Below are 17,629 nucleotides of genomic sequence, written 5' to 3'. Positions count from 1 at the left end.
AGTGAACATCAGCGGAAGGATAGCGGTCGTGACCGGCGCAGCCAGCGGCCTCGGTCTCGGCATCGCACGCCATCTGGCGTCCCTGGGAGTCAGGGTGTGCCTGGCCGACCTGAACGAAGAAAGTCTGAAAAAGGCGCTTCCATCGATACCGGCCGTCGGCACCGAAGGCGCCATCGGGGTGGTCGTCGATCTCAGCCAACGCGCAGGCGCGAAGAGACTCGTCAATGCCGCAATTGATGCGTTCGGGCATGTCGACATTCTCGTCAACAATGCCGGTGGAGGGGTCATCCGGCCGACGCTGACACACTCCGACGCCACGCTTCGCGAAACGTTCGACCGCAATGTGTGGACGATGCTCTACACCACCATCGAGATGATTCCGCACATGATCGAACGCAACTACGGCCGAGTGGTGAGCATCGGTGCGGAATCCGTTCGTAACGGGCTGTGGCAGCACGCCATCTACAGCGCCGCCAAGGGCGCCGTCCATGGCGTGACACCCGGCCTGGCACGCGAGTTCGCGCAGTACCACATCACTTTCAACGTGGTCGCGCCAGCGATGGTGATCACGCCCGAGCACGCGGCGTTAATGGAGCGGATGCCCGAACGCGACCGGCGCGAACACGAGCGATTCCTTGAGCAAATTCGTGGCTCCATTCCGGCTGGCCGCGGCGGCACCGTCGATGAAATTGCAGCCGCGACAGCCTATCTGGCATCGGACGACGCGGGATTCGTGACCGGACAAATCTTGAGCGTCAACGGCGGCAGCTCGATGTTGTGATTTCACACCGTGGCCACGCCGACGTGACCACAGCCTTTTCCAGACCGGAGGAGACCATGTCTTTGACCTTCGCTTTCACCGTCAACGACCTCGCCGACGGTGAGGCGCGCCCGATGCCCGCCGCCCCGCACGTAGCGGTGTATCGCGTGGGTGACGACTTCTATGCCACACAGGATTCGTGCAGTCACGAGGAATGGTCGCTCGGCGACGACGGCGAATTGGAGGGGCATGAAGTGGTCTGTTCACTGCACATGGCGCGTTTCGACGTCCGGGACGGACGTGCCCTGTGCCTTCCGGCATTGAAAGCACTAACGACATATCCGGTCAGCGTTATCGACGGGCGCGTGCTGGTGGACGTGGACGGTCACGGTGTTGCACCGACTGATAACACGGCCGCCAACGGAAACCGGTCGGGATGAGTGAACTGTCGCGCAAACGCCAACGGGCCGGCCAGGCGCCCAGCCGTAACTACACCACCCGGCGAAGGGCACTTATCAGGGCTGCTGCGGAAGTCTTTCGCATCAAAGGCCTTTCGGGCACCAGTTTGCACGATGTCAGCGAAGCCATCGGTGTCGACCGAGCCAGCTTGTACTACTACTTCGGCAGCAAAGAGCAGCTGTTTCGCGCGGTGATCCTGGAGTCGACTGAAGAAGTGGTCGCCCACGCTCGGGCGATCAGAACCGGACCGGGCACCGCGCGAGAGCGCCTCACGGCCCTCATCACGCACATCGTATTGTCGTTCGATCGCCACTACCCGTCGCTGCACATCTTCGTTCAGGAGGACATGCGCCGAGTTCGGAGTCGCGACGATGCGCGCGCTGACGCCGAATTTCGCCGACTAGCCGAACTGGCCGACCTGTACATGTCGACGCTGGAGGACATCGTTCAAGAAGGCGTTGGAGCCTGCGAGTTCCGTGATCTCGGCAGCCCCCACGCCACCGCGCTAGTCATCCAAGGGTCACTCAACTGGATGCACCGATGGCTGAATCCAAGCGATGAGCAAACGGTAGCGAGCGTGGCAGCGTTATTTGCCACAATCCTGCTCGACGGTCTGGCGGAAACCACACCCGCGTGAGCGGCGAAAGTCTGATAACTCAGCCGTCATGCCGAGACCGCTGTGCACTCGTCGTCGCTGCCGCCTGACTGTCGAAAAGACGGGGATGACGTCGGCGTGTTGAACATGGACTTCGTTCCGTCAACACTCCGATTTAGCCGAGCATCTCTCCAAACGATGGCGCGAGGCGCGCCGAAGAACAACGCCGTGTCGTTACTGCGCCTCGGTGACCTGGGCCAAAATGGGTCGGTGCGCGACTGTCCACCGCCATGACGTTTACTAAGACGGATTAGTCGGGTATACACGACTCACAAGTTCTAAATATGCGACTTATTAGTCGCACCACCGGAAGGATGGGTCATGAGCGAGCACTACACGGTCGGCCAGTACTTGTTGGACCGGCTCAAGGAGATGGGTATCGGACACGTGTTTGGGGTGCCGGGCGACTATGCGTTCCCGCTTTTCGCGGCGCTGGAGGCCGACCCCGACCTGGCGTGGGTCGGGGAGTGCAACGAGCTCAGCGGCGCGTATGCCGCCGACGGCTACGCCCGTATCCACGGGGTGGGGGCCTATATGGTGACCTGCGGAGTGGGCGAGCTCAGCGCGTCGTGCGGGCTGGCGGGGGCCTTCAGTGAAGGAGTGCCCATAGTCGCCATCGTTGGGCACCCACCGACCGAGGCGCCCAAGGGCCGTCAGCAAACACATCACGGGTTGCGCAATGACTTCGACGGGTTTGCCCGCATCGCCGCGGAGATGACGTGTGATCACGCCGTGCTGACCACGCAGAACGCTACGGCCGAGGTCGACCGAGTGCTCACGGCGTGCTGGGCGCAGAAGCTGCCGGTGTACCTGGCGGTCCCCCAAGATGTAGGAGACCAGCCCGCCGATCGGCCATCGACGAAGTTGGCGTTGTCCACCCCGCAGGGCGATCCAGCCCGGCTGGACGCGTTTCTCTCTGTGCTGCTGGGGCGTCTGCAAGCCGCCGGCCGGCCCGTCATTCTGGCCGACGCCGCGGTGGGCCGTTACGGCCTCACGTCTGTCGTGCAGGACTTCGCCGCGCAAACAGGTATCCCGGTGGCGACGGTATTCAGCGGAATCTCGGCCTCTTTCGATGAGACCCGCCCGGAATTTTTGGGAACCTACCTTGGTGTGCCGGGTGACCAGATCACCGAGCGAGTCGCTGGCGCTGACCTGCTCCTGCGGCTGGGCCTTCGGGTCGGAGAGACGAATCAGGGCGCTGCCGACCTCACCTGGCATGACGACACCGTGATCGATCTGGGCATCGACACCGCCCGCGTAGCAGACACCACGTATTCGGGTGTGGGCCTGGACGGCGTGATGCGCGCCCTGACGGCACAGGTCGGCGAACTCGGAGATTACGACGCCCTGCCGGCTCTTGCGCCGAGAGACTCGTTCAGCCTCGACGCGCAGGCCGCCATCACCCAGGACCGGCTCTACGCCAGGCTCGCTACATTTCTGCGCGAGGACGACGTGTTCGTCGTCGATCAGGGCACCTGCAACTCCGCCACGGGCGTTCCGAAACCGGCGGGTGTCGACACAATCACCCAGTTCAGCTGGGGCGCAATCGGATTCGCTCCGCCCGCGCTGGTCGGCACACAGGTCGCCGCGCCTGACCGGCGCCACGTCATGATCACTGGCGATGGAGCCCTCCAGATGACAGCCCAGTCGATCGCCACCGTACTGCGGCACGGATTCGCCCCCATCATCTTCGTGCTGAACAACGGCCGCTACGTCATCGAGAATGTCGTCGGCTTCGCCGAGCCGCAAGACAACGCTTACAACCACCTGCACTCCTGGGACTACCACCGGTTGGTCTCGGTGTTTGACCCCACCGGTAACGCTGTCGGGATCAAGGTTCACACCGAGGGCGAGCTCGACGGCGCCCTACACGACGCAGCGAAACACCATGACCAAGGCCGATGCACGCTGATTGAAGTCATGCTGTCTCCCGACGACGTCCCCTCTGTCCTGACCCGAACCTTCGGTGCGCTGTTGGGATCTGGGTCGTGAACGCCGCTGCACGAGAGCGTTTGGGCAACCCGGTAATAGTGCTGTCCCAGGGCGCACTGCCCGACGCCATAGTCGATGCGTTGCGCGCCGAGTTCGGCGCGGTGTACTTAACCGATGGCCGGGAGCGAGCGGCCCGCATCGGCGAGCACGCCGGGACCGCGCGGGCGCTGGTGACCGCCGGGCCTCCCGGCGTTGACGCCGCGCTAATCTCGATGTTGCCCGAGCTGGAGGCCATCGTCAGCTTGGGCGACGGCTGCGACGCGATCGACCTGGACGCCGCACAACAGCGCGGCATCGGGGTCAGTAACACTGCCCCCGATGAGTTGTGTGCCAGCGTCGCCGACACCGCCGTCGCCCTGACGCTCAACGCGCTGCGCCGATTCAGCGCCGCCGAACGCTACCTGCGGGCTCAGCGTGGCTACCAGTACACCAACTCGTTCATGCAAACCCGGGATCTGACCGGCGCGCGCGTCGGAATTCTCGGGTTGGGCCGCATCGGCATGCGTATCGCGCGCCGCCTCGGCGCGTTCGACTGCCAGCTGGCGTATCACAACCGCCGCCGCCTCCCGGCCAGTCCCTACCGCTATGCCGACACCCCCACCGCCCTGGCCAGCAGCGTAGATGTGCTCATCGTGGCCACTACCGGTGGCCCGCACACCCGTCAACTGGTCGACCGCGACGTCTTGAGCGCGCTGGGCTCCAACGGATATGTGGTCAACGTCGCCCGCGGCGATGTGATCGACCAGGACGCGCTGATCGAGTTGTGTGGCTCGGGTGCGTTGGCCGGGGCAGGCCTGGACGTGTTCTCCGGAGAGCCCAAACTGTCCGCCGCGCTGGCGGCCCTGGACAACGTCGCGCTCACTCCGCACATTGGTGGCGGCACCGACCGCACCGCCGTCGCCATGAGCAGCTGCCTGATGGCCAACCTGCGCAGCTACCTCACCACCGGCGAGCTGATCACCCCCGTCCTACCGGTGAGGACATGATCATCACCGGGTTTGCTTCCGCGGCCCGGCTCAACCGGGCAGCATCAGACATCGGACACTAGGAGGCCCGAGTTGACGAGCATGCAAGAAGCCAAACGCCGGGCCATCGTCGAGGTGCTGATCCGGGCGGCTCAAGACAGCATGATCACTCACGGACTCGACGTCACAGTCGACGCGGTCGCCGCCTGCGCGGGGGTCAATCGCAGCACCGTCTTCCGTTACTTCTCCACCCGTGAAGAGCTCCTCGCCGCCGCGGTGCGACACGGCGCGCGCGATCTGGAAGACCGGCTGCCACCCCTCACCGGGGGTGACTGGCGACCCTGGCTGCACGACATCTGCACGGTCATTCACATCCGCGCCGCCGAAACCGCCCACGGAATCTGGGACCTCACCGCCCGACGCGACCTGTCACCGCAACTGTCCACTGCTGCAACCGAATTGAGAGACAACCGTGTCAAGCGACACCGAAGCATCGCCCACACCCTGTGGGAAGCCGCCGGCGGGGCCGGTCCCCTACCACCAGAGTTCGGCGATGTTGTCGCCGCGCACCTCAGTCCGCTATTCACCATCACGGTGCTCACCGACCTGGCCGCTGATCCCCACGCCGCCGCGCGACTCGCCGAAACCTCCATCACCACCGCACTGACCCAACACACCCCACCCCACTCACCTTCGGACGATCCGCCGACCTGAGCGGCCCCTCGCACGGGTCCCAGCAATCCATGCGGGGCTCGCCTATCGTCAGGCGACTACGGAGCAACTTCATGAAGGTTGGACCTAGGTCTGAACAGCCAATTTAAGAGGTGGTGCTCTGGCCGCTAGCTCGACCCCGCCGCCGCCGCTGTCGAGATGCAACGAAGATTGACAAGACACGCCTGGCTACTTTGACAAAACTTCTGCGTGTCGCGAGGGGCTGCTAATCTTCGCTGCAAAACACCTGCTCAAGCGACATCGGATGGGACCGGACCCGCCCGCCTCAACCACCAACTGAGGTCGCGGCATGCACTCTGCGGATTTCTGCTACGCCCGCCTCGCGCGGCATTTGGGCTAAGCGATGCCATTCGCGGCGGAGATGCTGTCGACCACTTTGGCGGGTAGGTAACTGCGAACCTCGCGGCTCCTGGCAGTCGCGAGAAACCGTGCCAGGAACTCTGGTTGCTCTGGGTCGCCGAGCGGTACCGGTTCCTGACGACGCCAGCCGCGCGCCGAAATCGTTTTCACGGCAGTCAGATACGTGCGCTCATTCATACGCCCTAGTACACGGGCTCTCATCAACAGCGCTGCCAGTGACACTTGCCACTGTTGTTTAAGAGCAAAGAGTTGCTGCCAGTCGACTGTTGTCGGCAGTTGCTCGCGAATGTCGTTCGCAGGCATTAGAAACGCCGCGGCAAACTGATGCGCCTGGGTTTCTACTTCCTTCATTCCCCATATTTGTTCACCGTGCATTACCAGGTGACCAAGCTCGTGCGCGCCATCGAAGCGAGAACGCGCCCGATCCGCCTTATCGCTGCCTAAGACGACCACGGGGTGGTCGGGAAACGGAAGAGAGAAGGCATCTACATCTGCGCTGTCGAGTGGGAGTCGAATGACCACAACACCGCGTGATTCCAGAAGCTGCACAATATCGCTTAGTGGCCCGCGTGGCAGGCCCCAGTAACCCCGAACCTCCTGTGCGACAGACTCGATGGACGCGCGCGTGGCGTTGAGGTCAGTGACACGAAGTGTCGGAATATCCAGGTCAGGAAATTTGCCTGCGGCTGCGGCTGCGTTCGCGAGGTCATGCGCGATGTGAGCGACGGCGCGCGCCCTGCGTCGATCGGTGACGTTGGTGCGCCGTAATGCTCGGAAAAAACCGTCATGAGTTTCGGCGAGGGGCCGAGAGAAGAAATTGCGTGGCATCTGGAGAGCTGCGCTCAACTCAGTGATCGTCTCTGGACTAGGTCTGGTCGCTCCGCTTTCGAACTGGCTGATCGCCGCGGGAGAGAGATCGGCCCTGCTTGCCAACTGGCTCTGACTCAGTCCGACAAGCTCACGACCGACACGGAGTCGGTCCGGTTCGAATGCTGCTGCACTCATCAGTCCTCCACTTTCGCTCCAGTGAAGGCTACCGAGCCTCGCTTAGGCCGAGGCTACCTGCACTTTTGCACGAATCGATGGAGATTCGCTCAGAAACTTCTACTGAAATTAGTGTGTTAAACTTAAGTCAGACCATCACCGCTACCAGGGAGGGCCGTGTTGCCAACGCCCGGCTCCACATCGGCCGCTACTCGATTCCAGATTCTTTCTTTTGACGGCGGTGGTCTGCGCGGCATGTATTCGGCTGCGGTCCTGGCACGCCTCGAGGAAGACCTCGGCATCCGCATCATCGACCACTTCGACTTGATCGCCGGCACCTCAACCGGCGGGATCATTGCCCTCGGTTTGGGTCTCGGCATGGCACCGCGCGAGATCTTAGAGTTCTATGTTGCGCACGGGCCTCGGATCTTCCGAGACCGCACCGGGTTGCGGTCAATGCGGCGCCTATTGCGCACCAAGTACTCCGCTGCGCCCCTGCAGTCGGCTCTCCAAGATGTCCTCGGCGAGAGGTTGTTCGGGCACAGCACGAAGCGGCTACTGATCACGTCCTACGACATCGGCGTCGATGACGTTCACCTATTCCGCACCCCACACCTGGACAAGCTGACTCGGGACTGGCGCGTCAAGGCAGTCGATGTTGCCATGGCCACCACCGCCGCTCCCACCTACTTCCCCGGCAAGGCACTCGACGGTTCTCGCCTGATCGATGGCGGTATCTGGGCAAATAACCCCGCAATGGTGGCCCTGACCGAAGCCGTGGGTCCGCTCGGCGTCCCGCTTGATGCAGTCCGCATCTTGACTGTGGGAACGACAACCGACCTGCGCCACCGGAGCAAGCGACTTGACCGTGGCGGTCAGATCCCCTGGGCCCTCGACGCGGTCGATGTACTGATGCGCGCTCAAAGCGATAGCGCGACTAAGCAGATCCGCCACTTTCTGGGCTGCGATCGTGTGCTGCGAGTGAACTCGACGCTGCCCACCGGATTCGTCAAGCTCGATTCGGTCGACACCGATAGCCTCATTGGCCGAGCCGGTCACGAAAGCCGCATCACTTCGCCGGAATTCAGCCGGATGTTCGCCGATCACACTGCACCCCTGTATATCCCGTGTCATTCCCCAAAGGAGAACTAGACGTGGACACCATGGAACAGATGCTGTCGATGCTGCTTGACGGCGCGGTCGAGACCCTCGACATACCGCCGCATCTGCAAGCCCTCGCAATTAACACTTATCAAGAAGTTGGAAACTGGCTCGCCCAGCACGGCGAATACCGCTGCCGCGTATACCCCCAAGGCTCCTTTCGTCTTGGCACAGTCGTTCGCCCGCAAACCCTCACGGGTGACTTCGACATCGACCTGGTCTTCCTCATGTTCATCACGAAGGAAGCCACCACCCAGGCACGCCTCAAGCAGGACGTTGGCGACCTCCTCCGGCGTTACCTGGACTCGAAGGAACACAGCGGCAGCGCCGCCGCATTGAACTCTTGCGAACCGCGCCGACGCTGCTGGACCCTCGCTGACCCCGTCAACGGGTTCCACCTCGATGTCCTGCCCGCGATCCCCGACCTCGAGTACACACCCACCGGCATCCTTCTGACCGACAAAGAGCTTTTCCACTGGCAGCACAGCGACCCGATCGGCTACGCGACCTGGTTCCGCAGGCGCTCACAAGAGTTACAGAACAAGATGCTCACCGCTGCCGCTCAGCGCGGTGTCGACATCGAGGACGTACCAATCTGGGAGTTCCGCACCACCTTGCAGCGCGCGGTGCAGATCCTGAAATGGCACTCCATGCTCCACTTCGCCGAAGACCGCGACAACCGCCCTCCCTCAATCCTCGTAACAACGCTGGCCGCCAAGGCCTACCGTGGCGAGACCGACCTGTTCACCGCCACGCGCCACGTGCTCGCCGGCATGAATCGCCACATCGAAAACCGTAGAGGCGTTGACTGGGTTGCCAACCCTGCCCACGAGGGGGAGAACTTCGTCGACAAGTGGAAGGAATATCCTGAGCGCCGCAAGGCCTACCACGCCTGGCACCGCGATCTATCAGAAACCCTCGATGAGGCTCTGAGCCTGCGGGGCAAAGGATTACACTCCGTCGCATCCCGACTCGCTGCGAGCTTCGGTGCCGAACCCATTCGACAATCAACGCTCAAGTACGGCGAGCGGATGCGCGAACACACTGGAAGTGGTTCACTCCGCCTGAGTCGGAGCGGACTACTCTCCCCCAGTGCCACAGGTATCGCCGTCCCACGCCACAATTTCTATGGCCAGCATCCCTTTTCGAGCGATTAACCTGGCGCGGCACTTCGTCGCGATACAGTCGGCCATCCCCGCGGCCCACGGCAAAATTGAACGCGGCCTACTCGACTGCGTTGTGCCAATCCAGCCCTGCATCACCAGCGAAACATACAGCGCACGAATACGGTATCGGCATAGCGAACCACCGCACGTCCATATTCTGGAGCCGACATTGATGCTGCGAGACGATGCGGACCATCTGCCCCACACCTACCCCGGCAACGAACTCTGCCTTTTCTATCCAGGTGAGTGGCAGCACGATAGGTTTCTTGCCGTAACTATTGTTCCTTGGACCGCCGAGTGGCTTCTCCACTACGAAATCTGGCTTGCCACAGGCGAATGGACCGGTGGCGGCCGCCATCCTGCGCGATCACGCAAAGCACGCCGGTCGCGGACCCGGCCCGTGATACCGCCCCACCCGCTTTCTGAAAGCTCAGGCCGCGATCAGCTCAAACTGAATCGAACCCTGGTCAGTGGAGCTATCGGCCAACGGCTCTCAAGTGACGGGTCTGCCGCGCTGCGTTCGGGGCGGAATTCAGTAAGGCAGTCCGAGCCATGCAGCGATGAAGCCGAAGAGCCTGCGGCGAGCGGCAGCTTCGCCATCAGCGATCAACGCGGGGATGTAGAGCAGATTGCATCTTGATGCTCGACGCTTGGCGCGAAGCCGTAAAGAAGCGATGGCCGAAACGTGCCCTGAGCACTCTGAAGCGCATTGGCGATTTTCAGGATTGCGGCTGGGCCGCCCTTGCGGGCATGGCCCAACGTTCGCTACGGACACACCCGAATCAACATCGACTTCGCTGTCAGCCGGGTTCGGTGCGGGCAGGATATGACCCATGACCTCAACCGCCCTGCCTGTCTCGACCCTCGTGTCTAAGAATTCGCATTCGCGGGTCGACTTGCCCGACCCGCGTCGGTGGGTTCTTTACGGTTCACACTTTGACGGTCACGTCCGACGACTAATTGTTTTCATCCACGGATTCCTCGGGAAATCGATCGGAACATGGCTACCTTGGGCTCTGGTGCCCGTTAGTCTGCTTGGTGCCGGGGCCCGACCTGGAAGGGTCATGGACTGTTGCTTCGAGCACGCCGGTCAGAATTTCGATTCCCTTGACCGAGGCCCCCATGCTACCCACCCGATGGATTGGTACGGATTCGGTTGAGAAGCAAGCGAAATGGGCGGTGGACGGAACATAAGCCGGTGCCGGCGGATAGGACCGCAGCGGAGGTGATTCCTGACGCCGGGCACGAGTCGATGATCGAACGAGTAGCCGCGGTCGATGTGGCCACGGCGGCGGGAAAGGTGTGAGTGCGATTGCCTGGCAAGTCTGGGCCCCGGTTTAGCCGGGTGTGGGACGTGCCCGCGCGCACCGGCGCCATTACCGAGCTGGGTGAGCAGTCAGTCGAAGTCGAGGTAAAGAAGGTCACCGTCGAGTCGACGGGTTATCGGCGGATCTAATATTCCTGCCGGAGGCCCCGGGCCTGTCGGTGCAGCTGGTCAATACCCAGGAGTGAAGAATGTGCGCGCCGGCCGAAGACGGACAAACTCGACTCTGTCTGGCTGGCCAAGTTGACCGCGAAGGGCGTGCTGCGGTCGTCGTTTGTGCCCCTAGCCGAGATTCGGCGGCTGGCAGTCCGTCGTCTACGAGTCAAACTGCCGGTCGGATACTAACGACTTCGCCGCGGATAGCCCAGCGGCCGCGGCTTGCTTTGCCGCCGTGCGGATTTCGCGCGCCGAGTCGTGACGAATAGTTTGAAGATCAACCTCACCGTCTTCTTCGACCCGCCCGTCGACGCCCAGACAGCGCTCGAAAGATCGCGAGCATCCTCAAGACGGACGCGCAGCATTCTGATGCGACTTCAACCCTCAATTAGCGCGTCACTTAGTGAATTTCGACCAGGATGGACGTTTCTCTTCGGTTCAGTCTGCCGAGCACTCAGTCTTGCGAGGGTGATGGGGCGGCAATGGACCGATCGACCGCGCGGCTGCTCCACGGGGCGGTTGCTCTGGCTATTGCCTTGCGACACATGAGTTTAAGATCTGGCATCCGTGCAACATTCTGGTTTGCCTCACCACTCCCGCCCAGACTTTTCACCAGAGACCGTGCCGCCGCCAAGCCGCTCATGGGACGGCCCTGGGTGATCGTCGTTTCGGGGTGTGCTTGACTGCCGCTGCGCCTCTTTACCTTCTTCGATCAAGTCTTCGCGCGCCAACACCTTTCCCAAGGTTTCTTTTGCAGCTCCCTTGAGGTCTTTCATACCCTCCGCTAGCTCTTGCTTGAGCCGCTCGTTATCAGACACGCGAACCTCCACTGGATGAGCCGCTCGTGATTGCTTCTGAAATACCCGTCGGGTAGCCGGTCAAACGCGTGCAATCAGCTGTTTGACGACGAAGCCCTGCCAGAGGGCCCTAAGCTGTGACATTCATTCGGGCCAATGACACTCCAATCCGCTGTGATGCCGGGCCAACAGGGTAGCGCTCGCTCAGTTGGATGGGTTGGTGCAAAGAACGGGCGCGGCCCCGCATGACGTCTGCATGAATTTTGGGATGCGTGAGTACCAGAAGAAAGCGTCAATTACCGGGCGCCGTTACTCCGCTTGGCGATTGGTAGCCAGCGGCCGAGTTCCGCAACTGCCATACCAGCTCAGGGCACAGCAAATTGACCGCATACGAAACCAGGTAATTGGCTGCGAACTCGTCGCTGGGGGTGACGTCACTCTTCACGTCACCCATGACTTGCGCATAACCTTCGCCTCGGCCGACCTTGTCGCAGATGCCGTGACCATAGCTAAGTGCGTCAGTATTGGGAAAGCCGTAATGCCGGCGCACCACCACGTCATAGACATACTCGACCTCGGGGGCCGGCGCGGCATCCGCCCGCGCCGCAAGTGTTTGCGGGACCCCGCCGACGGTGACGGCGGTGACCATCGCAGCGACCGACGACCGACGCTTCATTGCCGGCGTCCTAATGACCGGCCAGCGTGATCGCAACTGAGTCGTCGCAACAAACGTTCGGCCTGCTTACCGTCGCCATGATCCAAGACATTAAACTATATAACGGATAAGATCCAGGCTAGACAGCCATACTGGCGTGTGGCGTGCCCGAGCTCGTTGGATGGCCTGATGCCGGCTTCGGTCACATTCGACGGCTTCGGAGGGTCCGTGCAAGTTCGAATCCATGCGGCTCTTGAACCGAACAGGCCCGCAATCATCCTCTATCCGTCGGCAGAGGTAGTGACCTTCGGTGCACTCGAAGCGCGGGCCAATCGGCTCGCGCACTACTTCCGCAGGTCCGGCTTACGCGAAGGTGATGCGATCGCCATCCTGATGGAGAACAACGAGCACATTCATGCGATCATGTGGGCCGCAAGGCGTAGCGGTCTCTACTACGTGCCGATCAATACTCACTTGACCGCCGCCGAAGCCGCGTACATCGTCGACAACAGCAGCGCGGTGGCAGTCATCGGCTCGGCGGCGCTGCGTGGAACGTTGAAGGACCTCGCTAACCATCTGCCCCGAGGGCTGCCGAACGTGCTGCTGATCGCCGACGACGATATGGACGGCTGGCTGCGCTATCCCGAATGTGTTGCTGACCAACCTACTACGCCAATCGACGCCGAGCACGAAGGTGAGCTGCTGCAGTACTCGTCGGGCACCACCGGCCAGCCGAAAGGCATCAAACGGGAGCTGACTGGCCTGGTGCCCGCCGACGCCCCCAACTTACTCAGCCCGTTGTTGTCGGCAATGGGAATTGATCGCACCACTGTCTACTTGGGTTCCGCTCCGCTGTACCACACTGCCCCATCGATGTGGTCGATGTGCGTGCAGGCGGTCGGAGGGACGGTTGTGGTGATGGAGAAGTTCGAGGCCGAAGGCTGCTTGCACGCGATCCAACAATACCGCGTCACTCACGGCCAGTTCGTTCCAGCGATGTTCGTTCGGATGCTGAAGCTTTCGCAATCCGTGCGTGACACCTACGACGTATCCACTCTCGTCCGAGTAGTTCATGCCGCCGCGCCCTGCCCGGTCCAGATCAAAAAGCAGATGATCGATTGGTGGGGCGCGATCGTCGACGAGTTCTATGCCTCCTCGGAAGGCGCAGGCATTACATACATCACTGCCGACGATTGGCTAGCACGACCTGGGTCCGTTGGCAGGCCGATGCTGGGGACAGCGCATATCATCGGCGAAGACGGCGATGAACTGGTCGCGGGGCAGGCTGGCGAGATCTATTTCGAAGGTGGACATACCTTCGAGTACCTCAAGGACCAGACGAAGACCAGCGCGTCGAAGAATGCACACGGCTGGGTGACCGTCGGAGACATCGGTTATCTCGACGAGGAGGGCTATCTGTTTCTAACCGACAGGCGCCACCACATGATCATCTCCGGAGGCGTCAACATCTACCCGCAAGAGGCAGAAAATATGTTGGTCACCCATCCAAAGGTTATGGATGCAGCGGTGTTTGGGATTCCCCATGACGAGATGGGCCAATGCGTCAAAGCTGTCGTTCAGACCGTGGACCCAGCTGATGCAACCGATGTCTTCGCCGACGAGCTGCAATCTTGGCTGAGGGGGCGCCTGACACATTACAAATGCCCCCAATCTATCTCGTTCGAGGCGCAGTTACCCCGCACCGATGCGGGCAAGCTCTACAAACAAGAACTCGTGAAGAAGTACTCCGGTGTCTGAAGCGCGCCGTGCGCCGAATCCATCGCTTTGCCCCCGATGCGGATGACTGCGTTGGCGGTCAGCAATCCACAACTCGATCGGCGCGATGCACACGGTTTGCGGCCAGGTCGACGTGTATGTGCGGAGATCGTAAGTGCGCCAGACAGTGGTGGTGGTCAACGCTGGCTTCAGCCTTGCGCGAGCTGTGCAAGGTGGTTCCCGTCCTTCCAACCCTGAAGGCGCTTCTCGTACATGAAGGAGATGTAGCCAAGCGTGTCAGCACCGAAAAGCTGTCGCAGCGGGGGCTTTGCAGCGTCGACAAGCTTCAGCAGCGCATGGGCGGCGGCCTTCGGGTCGCCCCAACTGGCCCCCTCGCGCTTCTCCTCGTCTGCACTCCGCATTGGGTCATACTCAGCCATCTTGTCCGACTTACGCGCCGATCGATCGTTCCAGTCGGTTCCGAACGGTCCCGGCTCGACGATCGTCACACGGATGCCGAACCGGGCGACCTCCGCGGCAAGCCCTTCCGACATCGCTTCAAGCGCCCACTTCGAACCCTCGTAGGCCGATAGGTTCGGGAATGCGAGGATTCCGGCCATACTGGACATTTGCACAATGTGACCGCTGCCCTGAGTTCGCATGATCGGTAGCGCAGCCTGCGTTATCCAAACTGATCCGAACAGATTGGTCTCGAACTGATCGCGCAGATCGGCTTCTGTAAGTTCTTCGAACGCGCCGAAGTGTCCATAGCCGGCATTGTTGACAATCACATCGAGCTGTCCGAATTCTCGATGGGCGCGGGTGACGGCGTCGAAATCTGCTGCGCGATCTCTAATGTCGAGTGGCAACGCAAGCAGCCGCCGCCCGAATCGCCGCGCTAGGTCTTCAAGCGCTGTAACGTCGCGCGCGGTTCCGGCAACGCGATCACCCCGCTCCAAGGCGGCGGTGGCGAATTCACGACCGAATCCCTTGGATGCGCCAGTGATGAACCATACCTTGTCCATTCGCCTCTCCTAGACTAGAGCTCTACGCCTGCGGTGCAGTGGATTTCGACGAGCTCGGATTGATTTCGCGAACCCCGATTCAACTTGAGTCGTTTCCGGTGCCGCCGGGCACTACCTGCCGTGGTATTGCGGCGAGCGCTTCTCGCGGAACGCTGCGAGCGCCTCGGCGGCGTCCTGGGTGGATGCCAAGATCGCGACATGAGAGGAAACTAGGTCCAACGCGGTGCGCAGGTCCGTGGTGGCGGATTGCCGCGTCGCACGTTTGATCATTCGTACGCTCATGGGCGGGTTCGCGGCGATCGACCGCGCCAGGCGGGTGGTCTCGGCAGCCAATTGTTCAGACCGCGCAATGCGATTGACCAGACCGATACGGAGCGCCTCCTCGGCCTCGATGAAGTCCCCGGTCAACAGAAGTTCGAGGGCCTTCGACATGCCGACCAGCCGGGGTAAATAGTAGGCACCGCCGTCGCCTGGAGCTAAACCCAGTTTGACGTATCCCTCCGAAACCCTTGCGTTGGTTGACATCACCCGCATATCGCACATCAGCGCCATGTCGAGCCCCGCGCCCACCGCTACGCCGTTAATGGACGCGACGATGGGTTTGTCGAAATCCTCAACCGCCACGGCGACACGCTGAATCTCATCGTGCAACTCAAGTTTGCGTTCTAACGGGGTTCGATCGGGGTTAGCAGTCGTCAACGATGCCAAGTCGACGCCAGCGCAGAATGCCTGGTCACCAGCGCCGGTGAGCACGATCACCCGCACCTCATCGTCATTCTTAGCCGCACGCAGCACGTGCTCCCATTCACGAATCATCATGATCGTGAGAGCGTTTCGCTTCTGCGGTCGATTCAACATGATGGTGCCGACACCATCGTCGACCGACCAGACCAGATCGCTCATCTGAGCCTCCTTGAGCACCCCTAGAGCTGTCTACTATTCGCTAACTAGTTAACTATATACTCGTGATACCGATGCGCTTTATTAGCATGGGGAAGGAGGCGAGTGTGCTGGACACAGATCCGGTGACCGTACCGAAGGACTTCTGGCATGCGGCGGCAGCTCGTCAGCGTCGCTTGGTGCGGTGTTGGTCTCGCAGCGTCTGGCCGGTCCGGTTCTCCACGCGCTATCACTGCTGATGCCGTGGCTTGAGCGGATCTGGGCAGTACATGGTCGGAGCGACCGGCTTGCCGTCGCCGAGCCGTCTGGTCTCGTGACCGGTGCGGAACTCGTGGGGAAGGCCGCTAGTGCTGCGGAACTCCTCGCCGCCCTCGATACCCTTGACGGCGTACCGGTTCCGGCGCTTCTGACGACGAACGCCGACGCGCTTGCGCTGCTCTTCGGCGGTACTTCCGTGAACAAGCCGCTAGCTCCGTTGGGGCCGCGATTATCCGCTGTTGAACTCGCCGCGATGGTGCGCGGTTGCGGTAGCCGGATTCTGTTGAGCGAAAAGCGTTTCGCCGATATCGCACACCGCGTCGCCGCTTTAGCTGCTGCGCGGGTGGTAATCGTGCCTCCGCTGCCGATGTCGACGGCAGCGCTGGCAGGACCCGCGGTCGGCGTGGCGTTCTTCCTGCACACCGCCGGCACGACCGGAGTCCCAAAAATCGTCCCCTACACGCAGCAGGTCCTGACCGCGCGTACGGAGGTCCTGGGCGGGCTGGTTGGCTACAAGCCGGACGACCGGTTCGCGACGGGGTCGCCCTTCCATCACCTCGGCGGCCTGGGCAACCTGCTAGCCGCCGTGGCGTTCGGGGCGGCTGTCATTCCAACTGACCATTTCAGCCTGCAATGGTGGCGTGGCGCACAGGAACTCGGAGCAACGCACTGCAATCTCGTGCCGACGATGATCGAGATGCTGCTCGCCGCAGATCTTCTCGACGTGGCAAGTCTGCGGACCCTGATCTACGGTGCGGCACCGATCGCACCTGACACCCTGGCGCGCGTTCTGCGACTGCTGCCAGAGGCGCGATTGATCCACCTCTTTGGTCAAACTGAGGGCAGTCCGATCACCTGCCTGGGACCCGAAGACCACCGCCGCGCGGCGGCAAAACCGGAGCTGCTGGGCACGGTCGGAAGGGCAGTCCCCGATCTCGATTTGCGAATCTCGCAGCCCGACGCCGCCGGCGAGGGCGAAGTGCACGCGGCCGCGGCACACCTGGCAGCACCCACCGCCGACGGATGGCTGCACACCGGCGACCTCGGCCAGCTCGACGCCGAAGGCTATCTCCGCCTCGTCGGCCGACAAAACGACAAGGTGGTGCGCGGCGGGGAGAACGTGTATCCGGACGAGGTGGAGGCCGTGTTGGCAGGACATCCGGGTGTCGCGGCAGTGGTCGTCGTCGGAGTTCCCGACCCGCGCCTTGGCGAAACCCTGTCAGCTTTCATCGTGCCCATTGACCCAGATCACCCACCCGGCCTTAACGAGCTGCGCTCCTTCGCCCGGCAACGGATGGCCGGGTTCAAGGTGCCTGCGTATTGGCACACGGTCGACGTGCTGCCGCGTAGCCACGCGGGCAAAGTCTTGCGTCGCGTCTTAAAAGAAATGCACGCCGCGCGCGAGTGAAGTCTTCTTTAGCGCCGGCGTAAGGCAACGACCGTCGAAAGTTCTTGTGCCACCATGTGGAAGCGCTGCCGCCGACGACACGGAGGTTCCGGCCGTCCGGCCTGGTCAGCAGCGTGCCGAGCAGCGCGGGAAGCGCAATCCAGTGGACGCCCAACT

15 protein-coding genes are annotated in these 17,629 nt (G+C 62.0%); 10 read left to right on the top strand and 5 right to left on the bottom strand.

Going from position 1 to position 17,629, the window contains the following annotated elements; genetic code table 11:
• Positions 1–28 precede the first annotated feature (28 nt).
• The 6 genes from ACQY5A_RS03465 to ACQY5A_RS03440 all read left to right on the top strand — a co-directional run bounded on the left by ACQY5A_RS03465 (position 29) and on the right by ACQY5A_RS03440 (position 5,545).
• Positions 29–781 carry an SDR family NAD(P)-dependent oxidoreductase gene (locus ACQY5A_RS03465; RefSeq protein ID WP_428338978.1) on the top strand — a complete coding sequence of 251 codons (753 nt, stop codon included), beginning with the start codon at positions 29–31 and terminating at the stop codon, positions 779–781.
• A 56-nt stretch (positions 782–837) separates the two neighbouring features.
• On the top strand, positions 838–1,200 hold the full coding sequence (locus ACQY5A_RS03460; RefSeq protein ID WP_428338977.1) for a non-heme iron oxygenase ferredoxin subunit: 363 nt from the start codon (positions 838–840) through the stop codon (positions 1,198–1,200).
• Positions 1,197–1,856 (top strand): TetR/AcrR family transcriptional regulator, encoded by a 660-nt coding sequence (locus ACQY5A_RS03455; protein ID WP_428338976.1) that lies wholly within the window; start codon positions 1,197–1,199, stop codon positions 1,854–1,856. Before ACQY5A_RS03460 ends, ACQY5A_RS03455 begins: the two co-directional genes overlap by 4 nt.
• 339 nt (positions 1,857–2,195) lie before the next feature.
• Positions 2,196–3,866: an alpha-keto acid decarboxylase family protein gene (locus ACQY5A_RS03450; RefSeq protein WP_428338975.1), complete on the top strand. Its 1,671-nt coding sequence runs from the start codon at positions 2,196–2,198 to the stop codon at positions 3,864–3,866.
• Positions 3,863–4,852, top strand: a complete 990-nt coding sequence (locus ACQY5A_RS03445) for a 2-hydroxyacid dehydrogenase (RefSeq protein ID WP_428338974.1) — start codon at positions 3,863–3,865, stop codon at positions 4,850–4,852. Before ACQY5A_RS03450 ends, ACQY5A_RS03445 begins: the two co-directional genes overlap by 4 nt.
• Positions 4,853–4,933: 81 nt before the next feature.
• Entirely contained in the window at positions 4,934–5,545 is a 612-nt protein-coding gene (locus tag ACQY5A_RS03440; protein WP_428339118.1) for a TetR/AcrR family transcriptional regulator, read from the top strand.
• Positions 5,546–5,899: 354 nt separating this feature from the next.
• Here ACQY5A_RS03440 and ACQY5A_RS03435 read toward each other — a convergent pair whose 3' ends face one another.
• Positions 5,900–6,928: a helix-turn-helix domain-containing protein gene (locus ACQY5A_RS03435; protein WP_428338973.1), complete on the bottom strand. Its 1,029-nt coding sequence runs from the start codon at positions 6,926–6,928 to the stop codon at positions 5,900–5,902.
• Positions 6,929–7,084: 156 nt separating this feature from the next.
• Between ACQY5A_RS03435 and ACQY5A_RS03430 the strand changes: the two genes are divergently transcribed.
• Entirely contained in the window at positions 7,085–8,059 is a 975-nt protein-coding gene (locus ACQY5A_RS03430) for a CBASS cGAMP-activated phospholipase (protein WP_428338972.1), read from the top strand.
• Positions 8,060–8,070: 11 nt separating this feature from the next.
• Entirely contained in the window at positions 8,071–9,225 is a 1,155-nt protein-coding gene (locus tag ACQY5A_RS03425; protein WP_428339117.1) for a nucleotidyltransferase domain-containing protein, read from the top strand.
• 2,076 nt (positions 9,226–11,301) lie between these two features.
• Here the strand turns inward: ACQY5A_RS03425 and ACQY5A_RS03420 are convergent.
• Entirely contained in the window at positions 11,302–11,532 is a 231-nt protein-coding gene (locus tag ACQY5A_RS03420) for a hypothetical protein (protein ID WP_428338971.1), read from the bottom strand.
• Between the two features lie 271 nt (positions 11,533–11,803).
• The gene (locus ACQY5A_RS03415) at positions 11,804–12,187 is read right to left on the bottom strand and encodes a DUF732 domain-containing protein (RefSeq protein WP_428338970.1); all 384 of its coding nucleotides are present in this window, start codon (positions 12,185–12,187) and stop codon (positions 11,804–11,806) included.
• Positions 12,188–12,355: 168 nt separating this feature from the next.
• Between ACQY5A_RS03415 and fadD4 the strand changes: the two genes are divergently transcribed.
• Positions 12,356–13,924: a fatty-acid--CoA ligase FadD4 gene (gene fadD4 / locus ACQY5A_RS03410; RefSeq protein ID WP_428338969.1), complete on the top strand. Its 1,569-nt coding sequence runs from the start codon at positions 12,356–12,358 to the stop codon at positions 13,922–13,924.
• 167 nt (positions 13,925–14,091) lie between these two features.
• Here the strand turns inward: fadD4 and ACQY5A_RS03405 are convergent, their stop codons facing one another.
• Positions 14,092–14,907, bottom strand: a complete 816-nt coding sequence (locus tag ACQY5A_RS03405; protein WP_428338968.1) for an SDR family NAD(P)-dependent oxidoreductase — start codon at positions 14,905–14,907, stop codon at positions 14,092–14,094.
• Between the two features lie 111 nt (positions 14,908–15,018).
• Positions 15,019–15,810, bottom strand: a complete 792-nt coding sequence (locus tag ACQY5A_RS03400; RefSeq protein ID WP_428338967.1) for an enoyl-CoA hydratase/isomerase family protein — start codon at positions 15,808–15,810, stop codon at positions 15,019–15,021.
• A gap of 235 nt (positions 15,811–16,045) precedes the next feature.
• On the opposite strand from ACQY5A_RS03400, the gene ACQY5A_RS03395 reads away from it, so the two are divergent.
• The gene (locus tag ACQY5A_RS03395) at positions 16,046–17,473 is read left to right on the top strand and encodes a class I adenylate-forming enzyme family protein (RefSeq protein ID WP_428339116.1); all 1,428 of its coding nucleotides are present in this window, start codon (positions 16,046–16,048) and stop codon (positions 17,471–17,473) included.
• Positions 17,474–17,629 lie beyond the last annotated feature (156 nt).

It is taken from the genome of Mycobacterium sp. (assembly GCF_965277065.1).
In the GTDB taxonomy this organism is placed as follows: Bacteria; Actinomycetota; Actinomycetes; order Mycobacteriales; family Mycobacteriaceae; genus Mycobacterium.
This window is presented reverse-complemented; position numbering and strand designations above follow the sequence as displayed.